Consider the following 18,822-nt stretch of genomic DNA (forward strand, 5'->3'; position numbering starts at 1 on the left):
GCGCAGCCCCACCCCCGACCATGCCATAACACCGCCAGCACACAACCACACAACCGATTGCGCCCACACCACAAACCGTGTATGGTTTGACTCAGCGGGAGGCACCCGGCCCCCTGCACCCCTAGCCTTGGAGGCTCTCATGCTCACGTTCAACGCCCGCCAGCTGCTCCGCGGTCTCGATGTCGCTTCCTACCCCGCCCGCCTCGCCGACGAGCCGGTCGGGGCTCGCCTGACCACGGTCCCTCTGGAGGTGACCGACCAGGGCCTGATCGCCTACAGCACGGACCGCTACCAGCTCGCCCGCACGCTGACCGAGTACGCCCTGGAGGCGCCCGCGCACGGCGCGGGCCTGCCGCCGGTGCGCCTGCACCGCTCGGGCCTGAAGGTTCTGCTCCCGGTGCTCCGCGCCGCGAAGAAGGACGGCACGGTGGAGCTGACGGCCGACAAGGACACCGTCACGTTCACCGTCCACGCGGCGAACGGGCAGGTGCAGACGGTGCCGCTGAAGAACTACGCGGACGCGGACGAGTATCCGAAGATCGCTTCCCTGTTCCGCCTGCACACCCAGCCGCGGGGCGCGCTCGAGGAGGGCACGTTCACGGTCAATCCGAAGTACGTCAAGGCGCTGGCCGACGTGACGGCGCGGTACACCAGCGACGGTGAGGTGCTCACGTTCGACCCGGACACCAACCACTCGGGCAAGCCCGTCGCGTGGGTCCACGGCCAGTGGGCGCACGGCATTCTGATGCCGATCCGTCGGGATCAGCTCCCTACGATCGACGCCGAGTACGAGGGCGTGGGACGTCTGTTCCGCGCCGTGCCGCTGATGCAGTCCCCGGAGTCCGCCAGCGTGCGGGAGGGCTCCGCCGTGGAGCGGGCCAGCACCCGCGGAACCGCCGAGGCTCCGGCCACGGCCTGATTCCCTCTCCCTCTCGGCGGGGTCGTCGCACTGCGGCGGCCCCGCCGCTGACCGCCCGGGCCGCAAGCGCCCACACCCCCCGGTGGCCCCGCCCGCACGATGCGGGCGGGGCCGTCCGCCCGCGGCGGCTGCCGCTGTCTCCGCGGCACCACGAGCTCGCAGCGCGGCGCCGGCAGCTGGCTGCCCCTCCACGACACGTCCCCCGCCGGTCGCCGGCCCAGACATCGCCCCCACGGCGGGGCCCTGTCGTGCCGCCGCCTCCGCGCCCTCCCCCCTTGCTGAGCTTCCAGCCGTCGGCGGCCCCACGCGCTCTCGGCTGCTGGCCGCGAGGGCCCCGCCGCGGACCGTGTCGGGGAGATGGCCCGGGCCCGCGGCTCCAACCGCCGCGGCGGCCGGCAGCTCGAGCTCGCGCAGCCGGCAGCGTCCCTCCGCGACACGTCCCCGCCCGCCCCGCCATCCAGAGGCTGCTCGGCCTGCGGACTCCAAGCGCCCGTAGACCCAGGCCTCCCGCCACCCCGAGCACGCCAGTCGCGGCCGCGCACCGGCCGCACCCCGTGCCACCAGCCCCCACGCATCGCTTCCAGACCCCGCGGCGTGCCGGGGACATGCCCCGGATGCCCAGCTCCAGCAGCCGCGGCGGCCGGCAGCTCGAGCTCACGGAGCCGGCAGCGTCCCTCCGCGACACGTCCCCGCCCTCCACACTCGCTCGCCACTGATGGCCGTGGGCACTGGGTCGCTCTCCCAGGTGCCAGTGGTGGTGTTCAGTAGACGCTAACCAACTGCCCTTCTTCGGCCTACTCTTCCTGGATTCGTGCGGGTTCCCATAGGTGCATTCCCTAAACACCTTCTGATTTGCTTTTCTGTCCCTCCTTTGCTATACTTGAAAGGCTGGGGAACTCCCGGTGCGCCCCGCGGAACTCGCCGCGCGGGTGCCTCACAAAGAGAGGAAACGAAGCATGACCCATGGCAGAGTACGAGGCCGCTACAGCGGCCTGACACGTGCACATCACACCCGCTACGAGACAGGGAGAGGCTCCTGTAAGGATCCGTTAGGCACGCACCGTCCGTCCACCTTGAGCAGGTGGATCAGACGCATCACGCAAAACCCAATGCTCATATTCATTTTCGTTCTTGCCAACTGCATGGTCGCAGTCACCGACACTGTCGAGGCCGCCGAGAAGGTCGCCGAGTGGCTTCATGCAGTCCCCTGGGAGGCGATAGCCTCCCTCGCATCCGATCTCTTACCCCACATCGTGGAAATACTGATTTGGATATTTCTACTCCTTTGATTAGGAGAAAATGCAAAGTTGAGCCCCTCTGGAGGATCTTCCTTCAGGGGGGCTCTTGCATGCCCGCCCGCCATGGCGACCCTAGATCGCCAGGCTCCCGAGTACCTCTACGTGGCCCTGGTGGATGCGACCGGGCCGCGGCGGATGGAGGGGGTGGACTTCCACACGGGCACGTTCCCGGACGGGCTGAGCTGGAAGACCACGGTGGAGGCGGAGGCGGTGCTCAACGCCGCCGTGGCCATGGGTCCGCGTGAGGCCGCCGCCGGCGCGCTGGCCGCGCTGGCCTACGTGTCCTGGCTCCGAGGCCAGGGGACCCAGGCCGACGAGCGCCTGGCGCTCGCCAAGGCGTGCGTCCCGTGCCACGCACACGTGCGCGCCGTGTCCGCCATGATCCGCGCCACCTCGGTAGCCGTGGTCGCCGCCGACCTCGACCTGTCCGGGAAGCCCGTCAAGGGCTGACCGAACCGGCCCGGGGGCCGCTCACCGGCGCCCCCCCCTGTCGCGGACTCGACCGCGCAGCCGGTAGCTCCAGGTGCAGCTGCCGGCTGCGGATCTCCGCGACACGTCCCCGCCCTGCCCGCGCTCGCGGGTTGGCCACCACAACATCGTGAGTGTATGGTTTGACACAGCGGGAGGCATTCGGCCACCTGCACCCTTACTGGAGGAGGCAGCTCATGGAGCAGCAGACCACCACCCCCACCTACGCCGACGGCTACAAGGCCGGGTATCAGGACGCCAAGGCCTTCTACACCCGCCGCGACAACCACGCGCGCACCGTGGCCCGCCACTGGCGCGCCGTCGCCGACCACCCCAAGGGCGCCCGCTCCATCGAGGTGCTGACCATGCTCTTCCCCGAGCTGGTCCGCACCCTGGACGCCATGGCCGCTCACGAGCTGGATCACCCCCAGCCCTGAGCCGCCACCTCCCCCGACGGGCGCGGACCGCACGGTCCGCGCCCGTCGGCGTCCCCGGCCCGCTCTCTCGGATCGGGGGGCTGAGATCCTGGCGCACGCCGGCGGGGCGACGTCGCCCGCCCTCGGCGGCACGCGGCCCCCGGGCCCTCAGCCGAAGACGCCGCCGAAGGCCATGGCGGTGGCAGTCTCCACCACCCCCGTGACGGCGGACCCCAGGGCCGCGCTCCCTACGTTGGCGGCGAGACGACGCAGGCGACCGGCTCCCTCAGCCACAGGGCCGACGGCGGGCTGGTCTTCCTGGAGCGCCTGCTGGAGTTCGTCGATGGCCTCGGTCAACTCCTCCTCCCCCTCCTTCTCCGCCATCACACGCAGGTCTGCAAGCGCGCGAGAGAGGTCTTCGACCGTGCCCTGAGCATGGGCGCCCTCGCCGACAGCCACAGGGCCAGACGGCGCGTGGAGATAGGTGATGTATTGCACGCCCACGCGATCGCTCAGCGCGGCATCGACCGCGGCGCGGCTGGGCAGCTCACCGAGGGGGGTGTCGGCGGTGAGGTCGGCGACGAGCTCGACCAGGCTGGTGCGGATGCGGTCCACGATGCCGCGGAGGGTCGGACCGGGCACCGCGTACATCAGGCTGGTGATCTGCTGATGCGGCGGCAGGATGGCGTTGAACACCATCTGCGCTGCACTGAGCGGGCCGGTCCCGTAGTGGAACGCCTCCCGAGTCGCCATCTCCTCGATCTCCGCCAGAGGCCCCTTGAGGGTCAGCAGTTCGGGGACCACCTCCCGGACGTCGTCGGGGAAGTCGTACCACGAGACGGGTTGCCTGCTCACGACGGTGTTGCCGCTGATGGAGGACATGAGCATGCCGGCATGGATGCTCCGGTAGGCAGGCGCGTCGACATCGTCCGGGTAGCCGTTGAGCTCGAACCTCGCCCACTCCCGCAGGCTCTGCGAGCCGGTCTGCGCGCCGAGCATCAGGCACTTGCGCAACAGGCCGGGCAACGGTTCCGCCTCGTCGATGACGCGCTCGCGGAGGTCAGTGAGCAGTGAGCTGGTCATGGTGTCCTTCGCCGGATCCGGTGGGATGCTGATCGTATCCATCCCCCGACTGAACAGGCCTCGCTCTCCCCCGCCCCGCGCGGCTCCCTGCCCGCCCCGCAGCCGTGCCGGGGACACATGCCCCGGACCTCCAGCTCCCGCAGCCGCGGCAGCCCGGCCGGCCGAGCTGAAGCAGCCGGCCGCCCATCTCCACGACACGTCCCCGCCCGGCCCGCGCTCGCGGACCCCTGGGCGTAATACGCAGGCCAGCGCCGTGCCGCCTACCCTCGGCCGCAGCTCTGCCGGCGGACATCCACGGCACGCCGGTCTCCCCCATGCGTGGATGACACGGCAGTCATCGCCGCCAGAAGCACCACATGCCGCGGCGCTCCGTCTCCCTGCTCGTGAGCTCCTCGAGCTTGCCCTCCACGCGGCTCAACTCCTGCTCGTACCAACGCAGGTCCGCCTCGCGCTGCCTCCTCTTCCGCTCGGCTTCCTCCGCAGCTTGATCCTCCAGGCGCTCAGCACGGAGCGTCAGCTCGTCCTGCCAGAAGAGGCCACCGAAGATGAACGCAGAGGACAAGAGCAACCCCAACGCCCCCATCGAGTCGACCACCGGACTGTGCCAGAAAAACCCAGCCGCCAGCGGCATGCAGGCCACGATGGCCGCCGCAATCGCCCAGTTGGACCGCGCCCTGCCAGCCTGCCGCGTCGACACCAGGGCACGGAGCACGGCCACGAAGAACACCCACGCCAGGACGAACAGCGCGCGCAGCTCAGGCGACATCGCAGGCTCCCCTCCAGGGGGCGGCGGAGCTGAAAATCCCAGGCTGTCGTCCTCCGAGGCCAGCACGCCCAGCGTCGTTACAGCGGACCAGATCGCCCCCACGATGGCCCCCCACGCGGCCAGCCACCTCCCGCGAGCTTTGAGTTGCGAGGCCCGCTCCGCCGACGCCTGCTCATCGCCTGCCATCTACCCTCCTACCGGGAACCCCCGGGACTCGGCCTGGCGCCGATCCACGCCGCCGGCACCCTCCGCCCATCTTGTCCCGACTCAGCCGCCAGAGAGCCCACCTCCCGCGGAAATCGCTGTCGACCCAACGACCACGCCGGGGACGTGCCCCGGACCCGCGGCCGCCGGCGCCCCGAGCTGAAGCAGCCGCGGCCGCCGGCAGCACATCTCCACGACACGTCCCCGGCCGACCCGCGCTCGCGGACGCGTTCGCTCCGGGCTGGCCGGGCCGGGACGTCCGCACGCCGGCGTCGCCGTCGAGTGGACGGGGCCGCCGACGCTGCGACCATGGGTGGCCCTGGCGGTGCTGCCCCCGTGTGCGCGTCCCCCCGGCTCCGCAGGTGTCTTGCCGGCCCGGGGCTGGAGCGTTGGCGCATGAGACGACGGCGGCCCCCCTCCAGTGAGGGGGGCCGCCGTGGCGGGGAGGTCAGCAGAGGTTTGCCTGGCAGTCGGGGCAGATCTGGGAGATGATCCGCTCCCGCTCCACCTTGGTGCGGTGGGGCAGGACCTCGTGGACGGGCTGGCCGGCGTCCAGGGCGTCCGCCTCGTCCTGGGTGATGGAGACGTAGTCGGCCTTGCCGCAGAGGGGGCAGAGGCAGTCGATGTCGGCGCTGTCCGGGCCGTAGACGTTGTAGATGCGGTGGGCGATGCGTCCCATGGGGCGCTCCTTCGGTGAGGGGTGCAGGCCCCCTGATGAGGCCCGCTACGTGTCTAACCATACACGTCCCCCGCTTACCGCACAAGCGTCTTTCGCGGTCGGTTCAGCAGCAGCTCATGCTGGATCTCCGCGACACGTCCCCGTCCGATCCGCGGGCCCAAGCTGCGGCCGCGAGCTCATCCGCACGCGATCGCCGAGGCCGGTCATGCCGGCTCGGCCGCGGCCTCCTTGGCTGCGGAGCTGCCCGCGATGAGCTGCGCGATGAGCTCGGCGTCACCGGGGGAGCTGGCGGCCGGCGCCTGCGGCTGCTCCAGAAGCTGCTCGACCCAGTCCGGCGTCTGGTCATGACGCTGGGCGAGCACGTAGGGCCCGCGGAGCAGGGCAGGCAGGTTGTAGGCCCACACGACCGGGTCCTGGGCGTAGGTGGCGCGCCGGCGCTCGCCGCGGCCGAGGTCGTCGACGGTGGGGGTGGGCAGCTCGAGGTCGAGGTGCCCCTCGGGGTCATGGATCTGGACGTCCTCCCCGTCAACGTGCACGTATCCGACGTGCCGCTGGAGGCCGGAGGGGCCGTCCAGGTGATGGATGGTGATGGTGAACATCAGATCTCCTTATGTTGATCTTGTATCAGTTTATCAGCGCTCGTAGAGATTCGACAGGCTCAGGATCCGGCCCTTGCTCTGCATCAGACGAGCCCTCCGGCGCACCTCGTGGAAGCGGCCGTCCTCGATCGTGCCGCGCAGGCCCAAGCCGTCTTCAGAGTCCAGGAAGCGGGCCAGGACCGCCTTCTCCTCCCGAGTGGTCGCGCGGGCCTGCGGGAGCTTGGAGCGCGCGTCGACGAACATCGAGGCGTTCACGCCGCCGACGCCGTCGGTGAAGGCGAATCCGTTGTCGATCGCCGAGAGGCCGCGGCGGTCCATCAGGACGTTGTTGCCGTGGCGGTCGACCTGCCCGATCAGGCAGTCGAAGAAGGCCAGATCGCTGGCCTGGTCGGAGTGGTGCTCTGCCATGTGCATCAGGTTCATCTTCGTCCTCATCGGCCCCCCGGGGACTCCGTAGGAGATGGAGCCCCACTGGCCCTCGTACTTGACCAGGGCCACCGGAGGCACCAAAGCCGCGTACTTCGGACCCAGCGCCTGGGCGAACTGCGAGGCCGCGGCCTCATGGGTGGGCTGGAGTCGGCCATCGTGGCCGTAGGACTTGGCCACTCCCGTGTTCAGCGCGTCGTAGGGCTTGAAGTAGCCGCACGCGCCGTCGTCCCACACCAGACGCTTGATGTCGTTGACGCCCTTGCCCGCGACCGACGCACCCTCACGCGCCGAGTCCATCCGCATCAGCTGCCGCTCTTCGGCGGTGCGCCCCTGCCGCTCCACCAGCAGCGCCACACGGGCGGCTTCTTCCTCGCCGCACTGGTCCTCCCACTCCGACCACTCCGACCCGCGAGCGCCCGTCGAGGCTGAGCCGGGAGTCGGGGTCGGGGTGCGGTGGTCGCGGCCAGCGCCTGCGCCTGCGCCGCCGCCCGCACCGGCGACCGCGACGCCGCCGCCGGCTCCGCCGCCACCGGCCACTCCGGCGCCGCCAGCGCCCCCACCGCCGCCGACGCCTCCTGCTCCGCCGGCGGCTGCGGCGGCCGGCGCTCCCCCGCGGGCCGGTCCTCGGCGGGCTGGGGCCTTGGGGTCGTTGCGCAGCTCGGTCTTGGCCGCCTCCCATCCCTTCTTGGCCGGGCCCGCGGCGCGGGCGAAGACGCTTTCCGGAGCGCCGGCCTGACCGGCCCACTCCTTGATCTCGTTGACGGGCTTGCGCTGCCTCTTCAGCTCGGCCAGCTCGTCAGCCTTGCCCTCGGCCTTGGCCCACCGGGCGATCTGCTGTCCGATCGCCCGGTTCTCCCGTCGACGCTTCAGCGCGGCATCCCGTGCCGTTGCGTTCGGGGGGCATCGACGTCCGTGGGGACACCCCGCCTCGCCCTGAGCCCTGCACATGCCAACCTCCTGGTCCGATCCATCCGCCCTGCACGGGCGCCTTCACTGACCACAAGGCCGGGCTCTCCGCGACATGTCCCTAGCTGCTGACGAGTCCGTCAGGTCAGTCGTCCAGGCCGCGGGCCCGGCGTCTGGCGGACCGATAGGCGGCGATCATGACGATGGCCACGAGCACGGCGCCGGCCCCCAGGACCAGGGGGAGGCTGACGCCGACGCCGGTGTCTGCGAGCTCGAAGGCGGCCTGGTCTGCGGGGACGAGCAGGCCGATCTCCAGCAGGCTCTGGCGCACGGAGTTCATGGCGCTGGCGGCCCAGGCGGTGAAGGCGCCGGTGCCCAGGAAGAACATGCCGGCCAGGGTGATCCAGATGATGTCGGTGCCGTCGCTGGTGCCGTTGGTGTTCGCGCTCATCTCAGTTCTCCTCGTGTTCGATGTGGCGGGTGGGCAGCATCTCGGTGGCGGCCACGGAGATGCCGCCGGCCTCCCCGGTGTCGCGCTCGATGTACTCCAGGTAGATCCCGGTCTCGTCCTCCTGGGGGTCCTCGGCGAGCACCGCCCAGGTCTCGGCGTCGGGGTCGATCTGGATCAGGTCTCCGGCCTGCAACTCCTCGGCCGGGGACTCGACGGGCTCGCCGTAGCCCTCGAAGAGGTCCTGTTCGTCGTCGGGGACGTAGGGCACGTGCTTGCGCTCGGCGATCACGGGGCGGCTGGGGTCGGCCAGCACAGCCGGAGAGGGGCGCCCGGTCGGGCGTTCCTCGACCGCGGCAGTGGCGGGAGCAGTGTTCAGGGACTGCAAGGCCGCGAGCGCGGCGGCCGGGACGGCCGCGTTGGCGGCGGGCGCGGTGGCCGGCTGCACCTGGGGCTGGTCGGGGGCCTCGTAGACGCGGGCGTCCATGTAGTCGGCGTAGCTGGTGGGGTTCTCGTTGCCGTCCAGGTCCACCGTGACCGGATCGAGGATCTCCACCAGCATCTTCTTGTGCACGACTTCGCGGGGGCGCACCGCGGCGACGCGCTGGGGGTCGTAGTCGTCGGATCCCGGGTCGGGGTTGGGGGCGTAGATGGTCTGGATCATGACGGGCACGCCGGCGGAGTTCAGGGCCATGCCGCGGCCCTTGATGTGCCGGGGGATGGTGGTGCCGACCACGTAGGAGTCCCACATCATCTTGGCGCCGTCGGGGCTGAGGCGGGACATGGCCACGCGCATGCCGAGGTTGTCGCGGAACTCACCGGAGATGAAGCGGGTGTCCGCGCGCTGGAGGCCGATGAGCATGTGGATCTTCGCCGAGCGGCCCAGGCGTCCGATGTTGCCCAGGCGCTTGAGCACCGCGGACTTGGAGGATCCGCCCTTGGGCTTGACCTCGGCCCACCAGTCGTCGGCGGCCTCGAGCAGCGTGGTGGCCTCGTCGACGATCAGGGCCACGGGCTCGAAGTCGGCGGAGGTCGCCTTGCCGGCCTCGATCAGCGCGTAGCGCTCGTTCATCAGGTCGTGGGCGTCCTCGATCAGCTTCACCTGGTGCTCGATGCGCGAGGCCAGCCGCTCCACGTTCGGCCAGTCCCGCAGGCCGATGAACTCGATCCGTTTGCCGTCGATCACCCAGACCTTCCAGCCGGCCTGGGTCAGGCGCTGGACGACGTTCTGCTCCACGACGGTCTTGCCCGAGCCGGTGGTGCCGACCACCACCATGTGGGGTTGCTTGCGGGGGTGCCAGGAGAGCTGCTCGCCGTCCTCGTCCACACCCAGGGGGATCTGGAAATCTCGGTAGTCGGCGTGGGTGCGCACCAGCGGGGAATGCTCCGGCGGGGGCAGGACCAGGGAGGGCATCGGCTCGCGGGCGGAGAACACGACGGTGTCCTCGACCAGGTTCCACTCCGGGACCCAGTCTCCGGGCACGCGGGTGGCCAGGACCCGCTCCACGCGCAGCCGCTTGGAGGCCATGGCCATGTTGCTGCCCTGCTCGTGGGCGACCTCGATGCGGGTCGCGTCGCCGTCGTCGTTGAGCTCGACCTTCACGCGGGCGGACTCGCCCAGCAGGTCCCGCACCACCCGGGATGCGCGGTCCACGGTCGGGTCGGTCTTCTCCACCTGCTCGGCCCCCACGGCACCGAGCACCACGCGGCGCTTGCGCGGCAGGTGGGCCTCCACCTTGTACTTGGCCCCGAGGCTGACCGAGGTGACCTCGGCCAGGGACTTCAGCCACTCCGGGTCCGGCACCACCCTCGCGTGGTAGGTCAGCTGCACCTGCTGGGGCAGGCCGATGAACCCCCCACGCCAGCGGGAGAGCTTCACCGCGGCCCGGGACGGCCGCGGGCGGATCATCATCACCGGGCAGATCTGCTCGGTGAAGTGGTCGGCGATCTCCGCCCGCTGCCGGGCCCGCTCGGCCACCACCAGGGATGCCGTCGAGACGCCGGCACCACCGCCGGCGACCGTGTAGGCCAGGGCCGGGTCCGTGGAGGCGAACATGCCGGCGGCCAGCGCGCCGGCGGCGACCAGTCCCGATCCGATCCCGAAGAACTTCGCCGGCTGCGGCTGAGGGGCCAGCACCCTGAGCCCCTCGTCGACCTCCTGATGCGCGCCGACCTGCGCCGTGCCCACACCCATCTGCGGCTCCATGTCCACGCTCATCTGCGGCCTCACCCTCTGGCCCCGAGGACGGGGCCGACGACTCTCGTTCACTGCCCATAAGGCCCGCCCGCGCCGCCGATGTCCCTCCCCGCCTCGCCGACGCACCCCACCCTCTGATCGCCTCCCAGTACCCCCTGCCGTAAAAACGCAATCATGTGGAAGGCAGATCACCCCGGTACCCCCTTCCATGGACTTGACTCGTCGGGTAGCCTCCTCAGCGAGACGAAGTCGAGAGGAGGAGGCTAACCCGAGCGAATCAGCCCATTCCAGAGGGCAATATCTCGATTTTCTTCCTTCCCCGTCCTTCAGGATTTCCCGATGGGTGGAGGCGCTCGACTCCCGCTCTTCCCGCGGGCTTCCCGCTCGCGTTATGGCACCTGAACGGCACTCCTGCGGTGCCGTCTCCGGCGCACTTCCCGCCCCCGTGTGGCCCATGCACATCGCCTCGCCACTGCTGCTCATCCCCCGAACGGAGCCGCCCCTGATCCAGGCCCAGAGGGGGTCTCTGGGGCGTGGATCAGGGGCGGCTCGCTGGCCTGGATCTGGCGGGCCTACCTCGAGGTTCCCGTGGATCTGTGGCCGGGCAGTGGCGGCAGACTCCCCTCCCTCTGGCCCTCGTGCGGCTTGGTTTCCGCCGGGCCCCTGGCTGCCTGCTCCCGGTCTGCTCGCCCGCGCACGGCTGCGCTCTGGCTCCCGTCTACCTTCGGTGCTCCTTGGATGCTCGCCGGTCGCTGGTGCTCGTATGGCACGGCTTCCCGCTGGGGAGCTCGCGTGAAGATGTCGCAGCCGCTGGTCTACGTGTCGTAGGGCCCGGCCGGGGGGCGTCTCAGAGGCCGCCGTGCGGGGTCATGTCGATCTGTTCAACAACCCGGTTCTGGGTGGTGTCCACGACGACGGTCATGGGGCGCTCGGTCCGCGGCGCGGTGACCCAGGGGTCCTCGCCGGTGGTCTCGGTGGCCACCATGAGCGCGACGTCGACGCGCTCACCCTGAACGGTCTGCGCGCGCGACTCGAGCACCTGCACCGACGTGCTGGCCTTGGCCTGTACGAAGCGGTGCTGGGCGTCGGATTCCCAGTCCCGATCGACGTCGAGCGTCTTCAGCAGCTCAGGGCTCACCGTGGGCGCCAGCGCCTCCCGCCACTGCTGCCGGCTGGTCTGCCACGTGCGCGCGTTCATGGCCTGCGCAAACCGGCTGGCCACGTCCTCGGCACGCTTGCGGGCGTCGGGGTCCAGACCCTGCACGGCTCGCTCCTGGGCGGCCTTCTCCACCTCGATCTGGGAGCTGCGCGCCGCACTGACCGATGATGGGCTGACCTGGGCGTTTCCAGATTTCGACGGCCCCGTGGAGGGGGTCGTTTCCCGATTCGTTTCCTGACTCGCAGCGCTGGCCGGGGCGGTGCTGGCCGACGGCTGAGGCCAGGCCCCGGCCGTCGAGCTCGCGGTCGCCGCGGGGGTGGGGGCCGGCGCCTCCGGCGCCTGCTCGCCGGGGGTGCCGGTGAGCAGCCACGCGCCGGCGCCTGCCGCGGCGAGAGCGCCGACCAGGAAGGGCCAGGCCCGCCCCGTGCGGGGCTGGGGGTCCTGGGGGTGACGGGTGGTGTCCGTGCGGCTCACTTCTTCTCCTGGATCACGTCGAAGTAGACGGTGTCGGTGCCGGTCTGGGTGACCGGGTGCTTGCGGGTGCCGGCGGACTCGTTGATCGCGGAGATCATCATGCCGTCGCCGACGTAGATGCCCACGTGCTCCCACCGCCCGCGGGTGGGGTCCCACTTCTGGGCGACGATGTCGCCGGGCTGCGGGGTCTCGGTGCGCTTGCCCACGGTCCACGGGGCCTGGCGTGGCATGTCGATCCCGTTGTCCTGGTAGACGCGCGAGACCAGCCCGGTGGCATCCCAGGATCGGAACTCCGCGGCACCGTAGGTGTAGGTGCCGCCGATGCCGGCTTCGGCGCGGGAGACGATCTTCGAGCGCGAGAAGTCGGCCGGGATCTCCAGGCGCTTGGTGTCCTCGTCCAGGGCGTGGTTGCCCTCGGGGGCGGTGCTGGAGGTGGCGCTGGCCGCGGCCGCAGCCCCGCCGGCGCCCTGGCACATCATGGGGGTGGTGCCGGTGACCTGGCCCAGGATCTGGTTCGCCGCGTTCTCCCACTTGTTGTACTCGTCGGGGTGACGCGAGTTCTGTACGGCCTGGGCAGCCGACCCGGGGGCCATGCCCTCCCAACCGGGGATGTCCAGCAGGCCCGGGGGCATGCCCTTGTTCGGGCCGGTTGGGCCGCCGAAGAACGCTCGTGCGGCGTACTCGGGGTTCATCAGCTCCGGCACGCTTCCCCAGCCGGCCACGGTGCGCTGCTGGAAGACGTTGACCGAGTCCTTGTTGGTGCCGGTCTTCTGGTGCGGGAAGTTCATGGACTCCGGCAGGGTCGGGTTCGCCATGTTCTGGAGCATGGTCTCCTGGAGCCCGGTCATCAGCGCCACCTGGATCCCCTTGTCCGAGATGTTGAGCTCGCGCGCCACCCCGATGATCAGGGCCGCGTTCTCCACCTGCTCCGGGGAGAGCGTCCACTCGCTGCCCTCGGGCAAGGTGATCCGCACCGGCCCGTTGACCTTGGGGGGCTGCCCGTCCGAGGCGGCGGCGCCCGCGGGCGAGGATCCGCTGGCCAGCTTGGCCGAGGGAGCCGAACTTGAGGAGGCTGCCGCCGAGCTCGAGGACGCCGCCCCCGCGGCACCGCCGCCGGCCGGAGAGGTCAGCCGGGGCATCTGGCCCTTCTCCAGGATCAGGCCGCGCTCGGCCAGCCAGGTCTGCGGGTTGGACCGCTCGCCGTTGACATAGAGCATCAGGTGCAGGTGCACGCCCGTGGCCACGCCGGTCTCGCCGGCTCCGGCCAGGTGGTCCCCGGCCTTCACCTGCTGGCCGGGCTTGACCACGGTGGTGCCGTTGGCGATGTGGACATAGCGCCACTCGATCCCGTTGCCCGAGTCGATCTTGAGGATGTTGCCGCCCTCTTCACCCTCCATGTTGGTGCCGATGACCGTGCCGCCCATGACGGCGTTGATGGGGGTGCCCTCGGGGATGCCGCCGATGTCCACGCCACCGTGGAAAAGCAAGGGCGCCTCGCTCGTGTAGCCCGGGGGGATGTACCCGGGCCCGAAGGGGTTCGGGCGCGGCCCGTAGTCGGAGGTGACCCGGCCCATCAGCGGGATGGCCAGGGACCCGTCCGCGGCAGTCAGGCCCCCCACGACACAGGAGAGGGAGGACTGCTGCATCTTCAGCTTCTGCTGGGCGCCACCGATCATCAGGATGATCAGCAGGATCAGCACCACCACGAAGGCGACGACGGCCACCACGGCGCCGGCCCCGATGAAGACGGCGCGGCGCTTCATGCGTGCTGCCCCCGCGGGCCCTGGGCGGCCCGGAGGCGCTCGCGCATCCGCTGGGTGGCCTCCGTGCTGTCCGACCGCGGCCGCCGCGGGGGCTGCTGGGGGCCCTGGCTCGAATCCACGACGGTGCCCTCCACGACCTCGGGCCGGCGAGGGGTCACGGTGGCCTTGCCGTCGCTGCCCACCGTGATCCGGGACTGGCGAGACACCCGCTGGGGCTTGCCGGGGCCGGTGAGCTCCTTGCGGTTCTGGCGCTCGATGGACCAGGCCGCGCCCTGGGCAACGACGTTGACCGCCCCACCCATCGGACCACCGATGGCAGCCGCCCCCACACCGACGGCACGCACCAGCGGAGCCGGCGGCAGCTGCCCGCCCGGGCGGCGCCGGCGCGCGGGCCCGCTGCCGCCGTCGGCCCGCGCGGCACGGCCGAAGACCTGGGCGCCGCGGGGATCCGGCTCGCGCGGTCCTCCGCTGGGCGTATCGGAGCCACCCGAGGGGCCGGCGCCGCCGCCGGTCGGCCGGGAGCGCGCAGGCCCGTCCTGGCCGCCGCCCTTGGCCAGACCGAGACGGCCGAACTTGTAGCCACCCAGAGCCGTGCCGGCCATGCCCACCAGCGACTTCATCGGCACGCTGGACTTCTTCTCCTGGCCAGCGCCCAAGCGCGAGAGCCAGCGGGCGGTCTGGTCGCCCTTCTTCATGATCCCGTGACGCACGCGCAGCACCAGCCAGATCAGCGCGATCAGCATGAGCACCAGCAACAGCATCTGGAGGGTCACGCCGAGGGCTGCGGTGGTCAGCAACATGCTGGCCACCAGGCGTAGGGACACGGCCACGAGCACGATCGCGGCCACGATGACCACACCGCAGGCGATCACGCCGACGAACGCGCCGAAGAACTCCTTGCGGGAGGTGCCCGGCAGGATCGAGATCATCACGGCCAGCGCCTGGTAGACCCCGTAGAACAGGGCGATGAGCACGGCCAGGAACAGCACCACCGCCATGGTGGCCACGAGCACGGCGAAGGCTGCCGAGCCCAGGTTGGTCATGAGCATGGGGGCGACCTTGGTGAAGGAGGTCGACTCGGACCAGCTCTTGGCCGAATCACTGCACCCCTTGACCGGGTCCATCACCGACTTGGACTCCACGTCCATGGGGTCCGCGGCCTTCATCGTCTCGGTGAAGGTGCTGGCGCAGCCGCCCTCGAGCAACTGGCCGAAGGCGACGGCCTGGGAGGGCCCGCGCAGCATCGCGTCCGTCAGGTCGGCCATCACGGACTGGCCCAGGGCCGAGGAGGCGTCCGCACCGCCGTCCATCGCGCCCTTGCCTCCGGTGGCCTCCACGGCGATCTGCGCCGCGGTCTGCTGGGAGGTCTGGAGGACGCCGTCCGGGCCGGTGATGTAGGCGACCGGGTTCAGCGCGATGTTCGTGGCGACCACGACCATCATCACGGAGACGAACATCTCCCCCCAGGCCGCGCCGCGCTTGCGCATGAAGAACAGCAGGCCGATGGTCGTGCCGGAGATCATCGCCGCCAGCGGGATCCAGTGGATCTGCGCGACCAGCTGCCCGAAGTTCTGGCCGAGGACCTCCATCGGGCCGGAGAACCAGGAGACCCACTGGAAGCCGAGCAGGGTGTGCAGCAGCCACATGCACGTGGTCACGCACATGTAGTGCAGGCCCCAGAAGAAGTCGAGCACGGAGACCAGCGCGTCGCGGGCGGGGTTGATGTCAATGCCTCCGGCGCCGTGGTCCAGGGGCAGTGCCTCGTACTTGGAGATGGGCACACCGGAGGAGTCGGTGACCTGCTGGGACCACTCCTCCAGGCCCATCACCCCCGACTGCGCCGGGGCCGCAGAGGCGGCCGGGGCGGCCCAGAGCATGGTCAGCAACACGGCAGCGCTGACGCCAGCTCGTCGCATCCATCCGCGTGCGCTCATGCGTGCACCAGCTCCTTGGCGGCCTCGGTGGAGGCTCCACGCTTGGGCGGGGAGCTCATCACGGCCTTGAAGCGGGCCGGCGAGAGCGGAGGAAGCACCTTGATCTTGGCGACGTTTCCGTAGGCGTCACGCATCAGCGCCTCACCGCGGCGCTCGGGGGCCACCTCCTCGTTGTCGTCCAGGGGGGAGAGCCCGGAGGTGACCAGCTCGACCCACTCGTCCTGCCCCATGTCGGCCATCCAGTCGAGGTTGCGCTGGGCCATCTTGGAGTCGCGGGAACGGCAGACGATGCGCACGGGGATCAGCGCCTGGAGCTGCTGGGATCCGAAGTCCGTTGACGCGTCATGCGAGCCCAACGCCACGGCGGCCTTGTGCTTGCGGCCGTAGCGGACCACGTTGGACAGCTCCAGCTCGGTCTCCGGGGAGCCGGTGGCGTGGTGGGCCTCGTCGACGATCATCAGCGACTCGATGGAGTCGTCGGCGTAGAGCACGACGCGGCTGATGGCCACGATCAGGGCATAGAGGGCGCGGCCGATGACCTTCTCCACCGGCAGCTCCGCCTTCAGCGCGGCGGACTCCAGCTCCTGGCGTCGGGGCAGCTCCACGCCGCGGGTGCAGAAGGTGAGGAAGCGCGAGGACAGGTCCAGGGTCGGCAGGGACTCGTCGAAGAGCAGGGGCCCGAACTCGGTGGACTGCACGTTCTGGAGGCCGAACGCGATCGCGCGGGTCTGTTCCGGCTCCTCCCCCGCCAAGCCCTGGCCGGAGAGCAGGTGGGCTACCAGGGACCCCATGGAGGTGATCTGATGCTCCTCCGCGTAGTCGGGGTGCAGCAGCTGGCCGAGCAGCCGGCCCTCTGCGGAGTTCGAGCCGAAGCCCAGCAGCACGGAGACCAGGGAGCGGGTCACGCGCGCGGCGACCTTGCCCGGGAACAGGCGCAGGGGGTCGATCGACCAGCGGGTGTCGCCGAGCTCGACGACGGTGGGCTGGGAGCCTTCGCGCTCGGTGAGCAGTCGACCCAGGGCCGCCCACTCGGTGTTGTCGGAGCGGTCGATGGCCACGATCTGGCCTCCGCGGTCGAAGACGTTGCCGGCCACGATCTTCAGCAGGGTGGACTTGCCGGAGCCGTTCTCGCCGGTGACGGCGAACGAGCCGGACATGTCGGCCTCCATGAGGCCGCCGATGTTCATGAACACCGGGCTGCGGCGCGAGGAGGAGATGTTCGTGCCCAGCCGGAATCCGGTGCGGGTGCCCAGCGCGTCGGTCACCATGGGCACGCCGAAGGCCAGGTGCCGGCCGGTGACCAGCAGTTCGAGCTTCTTCACCACGGAGGAGGCCGGCGTGCCTGGCAGGCACGCCCACCACAGCGACTCCTGGTAGCCCAGGGGCGTGATCACCTTGAAGTCGCGGGCCGAGTAGGCCGCCTGGATCATCTGGGCCTGGTCCTGGGCCTGTTCGGGGGTCTCGGCGCCGACGATGAACATCACCGCGACGTCGACGGAGACCTCGGCCTCCGAGGAGTTCAGTGCGGCGTGGTAGGCCTTGAGGTCCTCGGCGATCGCGTCCAGGCGGGTGGATCCGCCGGTGATCGCGTGGGAGTCGCCCTCCTGCTGGTTGTACTCCTCGTTGAGCTTCTCCTCGGCACGCTTGTTCCGGGCGGCGGCGCGCTTGGCCGGCAGCACGTTCATGCGCATGATCCAGTCCGCGTTGACGCTGAGGGAGTCGATGTAGGAGACGTACTCGTCGTCGGGGAAGGTGAAGCCCTCGCGGGGGCCGGCGGTCAGGGCCATCACCACCTGGTACGAGGCCTGGCCTGCCGTGGTCTCGGAGGCGATCTTCACGTACCGGCGGCCGAAGGGGTTCAGCCGTTCCTTGGCGCTGACGTCGGACTGGCCGCCCTCGTCCACGAGCGGCTCGGGAAGGCTCGCCCCGGAGGTGAAAGCCTGCACGTCCTCCCCGCCGGCGGGCGCAGTGGGATCCGATCCCAGGCCCCGGCTCTGGGAGTGGGCGTAGATCCAGGCGACCTCGGCCGGAGAGGAGGGGACGGCCTTGAAGGCGGCGGGGATGGCCCGGCCGATGTGCTCGGCCGTGCGCCCCAGAGCCTGGATCTCCGCCTCCGTGGGTCGCCAGGTGGGCAGGGCCAGCTGCTCGCGCAGCTTGCCGTCGACGGAGCGGATCAGGGTCTGGAGGCGGTCGGTGATCGACTTGGACGGCAGCGGCACGGCCAGCCAGTAGGCTCGCTCGCCCACGGGGATCGTCTCGAGCTCGTCCAAAGAGAGCTCGACCTCCTCGAGGTAGTTGGGGCACTGCTCCAGGTCGACACCGTCGAGCATGCGCTCGACGACGGCGGCGGGGTCGAGCTCGGCGCACAGGCCCATGAGCATGGCCTCCCCGCGCAGGCCCTGGAAGAGGGCCTGGTGGGCGAGCATGGCCCGCTCCTTGTGCTCGCCCTTGCCGAAGCCGTAGGGCAGCCCGTGCACGCGCCACATCGCCCACACCGTGCCCGTGGAGGTCCACATGAGGTTCTCGCGCAGGTACAGGAGGGAGTTCTTCATCGCTGGGTGTCCTTGTTCTCGGTCGTGCTCTGCTGGAGGAGGCGTGCCACGGAGGAGGTGCCCATCGGCCGGTACGTCGGCGCGGGCTCGCCCTGCGGTTCGTCGGTGGCCGGCGCGCGGGTGAGAGCGGTGGGACTGGAGGGCTTCTCGGGCATCCCTGCGGGAGCCTTCTTGGGGGCGAACGTCTCGCCGCGGTAATGCCCGTGCGGGGGCTTGGACCAGGCCAGGAAGGCTCCGGTGATGACCAGGCCCAGCTCGTGGAGGTTGTCCGGGGCGAAGCGCAGCAGCCAGGTGACCGCCAAGCCAGCGGCCAGGGCGCCGGCGAAATCGAACAGGTCGAAGCCGGTGGACCAGGACCCCCGGACGGCCCACAGCAGCGCCACCGTGATCGCCCCGCCCACGCCCTGCACGAGCGTGTAGGGGCCCCCGGGCACGCGGGTGCCGTCGGGCAGCCGGTAGAGCGTGGTGGGGATGCGGCGGATGCTGCTGTAGAACCGTCCGGTCTCGGTCATGGCTTACTCCTGGCCG

At 70.7% G+C, this 18,822-nt stretch carries 16 protein-coding genes; 4 read left to right on the forward strand and 12 right to left on the reverse strand.

Going from position 1 to position 18,822, the window contains the following annotated elements:
• Window positions 1-139: 139 nt before the first annotated feature.
• The 4 genes from G6R13_RS11485 (at window position 140) to G6R13_RS11500 (ending at window position 3,122) form a co-directional block, all read left to right on the forward strand.
• The gene (locus G6R13_RS11485) at window positions 140-919 is read left to right on the forward strand and encodes a hypothetical protein (RefSeq protein ID WP_061873154.1); all 780 of its coding nucleotides are present in this window, start codon (window positions 140-142) and stop codon (window positions 917-919) included.
• A 1,109-nt stretch (window positions 920-2,028) separates the two neighbouring features.
• Window positions 2,029-2,208, forward strand: a complete 180-nt coding sequence (locus tag G6R13_RS11490) for a hypothetical protein (protein ID WP_061866804.1) — start codon at window positions 2,029-2,031, stop codon at window positions 2,206-2,208.
• 72 nt (window positions 2,209-2,280) lie between these two features.
• Window positions 2,281-2,667 carry a hypothetical protein gene (locus G6R13_RS11495; RefSeq protein WP_163721741.1) on the forward strand — a complete coding sequence of 129 codons (387 nt, stop codon included), beginning with the start codon at window positions 2,281-2,283 and terminating at the stop codon, window positions 2,665-2,667.
• 215 nt (window positions 2,668-2,882) lie between these two features.
• Window positions 2,883-3,122: a hypothetical protein gene (locus tag G6R13_RS11500; protein ID WP_061873209.1), complete on the forward strand. Its 240-nt coding sequence runs from the start codon at window positions 2,883-2,885 to the stop codon at window positions 3,120-3,122.
• Window positions 3,123-3,269: 147 nt separating this feature from the next.
• Here G6R13_RS11500 and G6R13_RS11505 read toward each other — a convergent pair whose 3' ends face one another.
• The 12 genes from G6R13_RS11505 to G6R13_RS11560 all read right to left on the reverse strand — a co-directional run bounded on the left by G6R13_RS11505 (window position 3,270) and on the right by G6R13_RS11560 (window position 18,806).
• Window positions 3,270-4,184: a hypothetical protein gene (locus G6R13_RS11505; protein WP_061873208.1), complete on the reverse strand. Its 915-nt coding sequence runs from the start codon at window positions 4,182-4,184 to the stop codon at window positions 3,270-3,272.
• A 334-nt stretch (window positions 4,185-4,518) separates the two neighbouring features.
• A complete protein-coding gene (locus G6R13_RS11510; protein ID WP_061873207.1) occupies window positions 4,519-5,136 on the reverse strand; it encodes a hypothetical protein in 618 nt (205 codons plus the stop codon).
• Window positions 5,137-5,602: 466 nt separating this feature from the next.
• A complete protein-coding gene (locus G6R13_RS11515) occupies window positions 5,603-5,833 on the reverse strand; it encodes a hypothetical protein (RefSeq protein WP_031943917.1) in 231 nt (76 codons plus the stop codon).
• Between the two features lie 203 nt (window positions 5,834-6,036).
• Window positions 6,037-6,432 carry a hypothetical protein gene (locus G6R13_RS11520; RefSeq protein WP_049159949.1) on the reverse strand — a complete coding sequence of 132 codons (396 nt, stop codon included), beginning with the start codon at window positions 6,430-6,432 and terminating at the stop codon, window positions 6,037-6,039.
• 33 nt (window positions 6,433-6,465) lie between these two features.
• Window positions 6,466-7,809 (reverse strand): hypothetical protein, encoded by a 1,344-nt coding sequence (locus G6R13_RS11525; RefSeq protein WP_157571223.1) that lies wholly within the window; start codon window positions 7,807-7,809, stop codon window positions 6,466-6,468.
• Window positions 7,810-7,912: 103 nt separating this feature from the next.
• Window positions 7,913-8,218 carry a hypothetical protein gene (locus G6R13_RS11530; RefSeq protein WP_031943914.1) on the reverse strand — a complete coding sequence of 102 codons (306 nt, stop codon included), beginning with the start codon at window positions 8,216-8,218 and terminating at the stop codon, window positions 7,913-7,915.
• Between the two features lies 1 nt (window position 8,219).
• A complete protein-coding gene (locus G6R13_RS11535) occupies window positions 8,220-10,433 on the reverse strand; it encodes an FtsK/SpoIIIE domain-containing protein (protein WP_157571222.1) in 2,214 nt (737 codons plus the stop codon).
• An 826-nt stretch (window positions 10,434-11,259) separates the two neighbouring features.
• The gene (locus tag G6R13_RS11540; RefSeq protein ID WP_157571205.1) at window positions 11,260-11,676 is read right to left on the reverse strand and encodes a hypothetical protein; all 417 of its coding nucleotides are present in this window, start codon (window positions 11,674-11,676) and stop codon (window positions 11,260-11,262) included.
• Window positions 11,677-12,041: 365 nt separating this feature from the next.
• A complete protein-coding gene (locus G6R13_RS11545) occupies window positions 12,042-13,808 on the reverse strand; it encodes a peptidoglycan DD-metalloendopeptidase family protein (protein WP_061873045.1) in 1,767 nt (588 codons plus the stop codon).
• The gene (locus tag G6R13_RS11550; protein WP_157571204.1) at window positions 13,805-15,742 is read right to left on the reverse strand and encodes a hypothetical protein; all 1,938 of its coding nucleotides are present in this window, start codon (window positions 15,740-15,742) and stop codon (window positions 13,805-13,807) included. Before G6R13_RS11550 ends, G6R13_RS11545 begins: the two co-directional genes overlap by 4 nt.
• Window positions 15,739-18,294 (reverse strand): ATP-binding protein, encoded by a 2,556-nt coding sequence (locus G6R13_RS11555; RefSeq protein ID WP_061873043.1) that lies wholly within the window; start codon window positions 18,292-18,294, stop codon window positions 15,739-15,741. Before G6R13_RS11555 ends, G6R13_RS11550 begins: the two co-directional genes overlap by 4 nt.
• Window positions 18,291-18,806, reverse strand: coding sequence for a hypothetical protein (locus G6R13_RS11560; protein WP_061867343.1), 516 nt, complete (start codon window positions 18,804-18,806; stop codon window positions 18,291-18,293). The genes G6R13_RS11555 and G6R13_RS11560 overlap by 4 nt, the downstream gene beginning before the upstream one ends.
• Window positions 18,807-18,822 lie beyond the last annotated feature (16 nt).

The organism is Micrococcus sp. Alg238-R198 (assembly GCF_900537135.1).
Lineage (GTDB): Bacteria > Actinomycetota > Actinomycetes > Actinomycetales > Micrococcaceae > Micrococcus > Micrococcus luteus.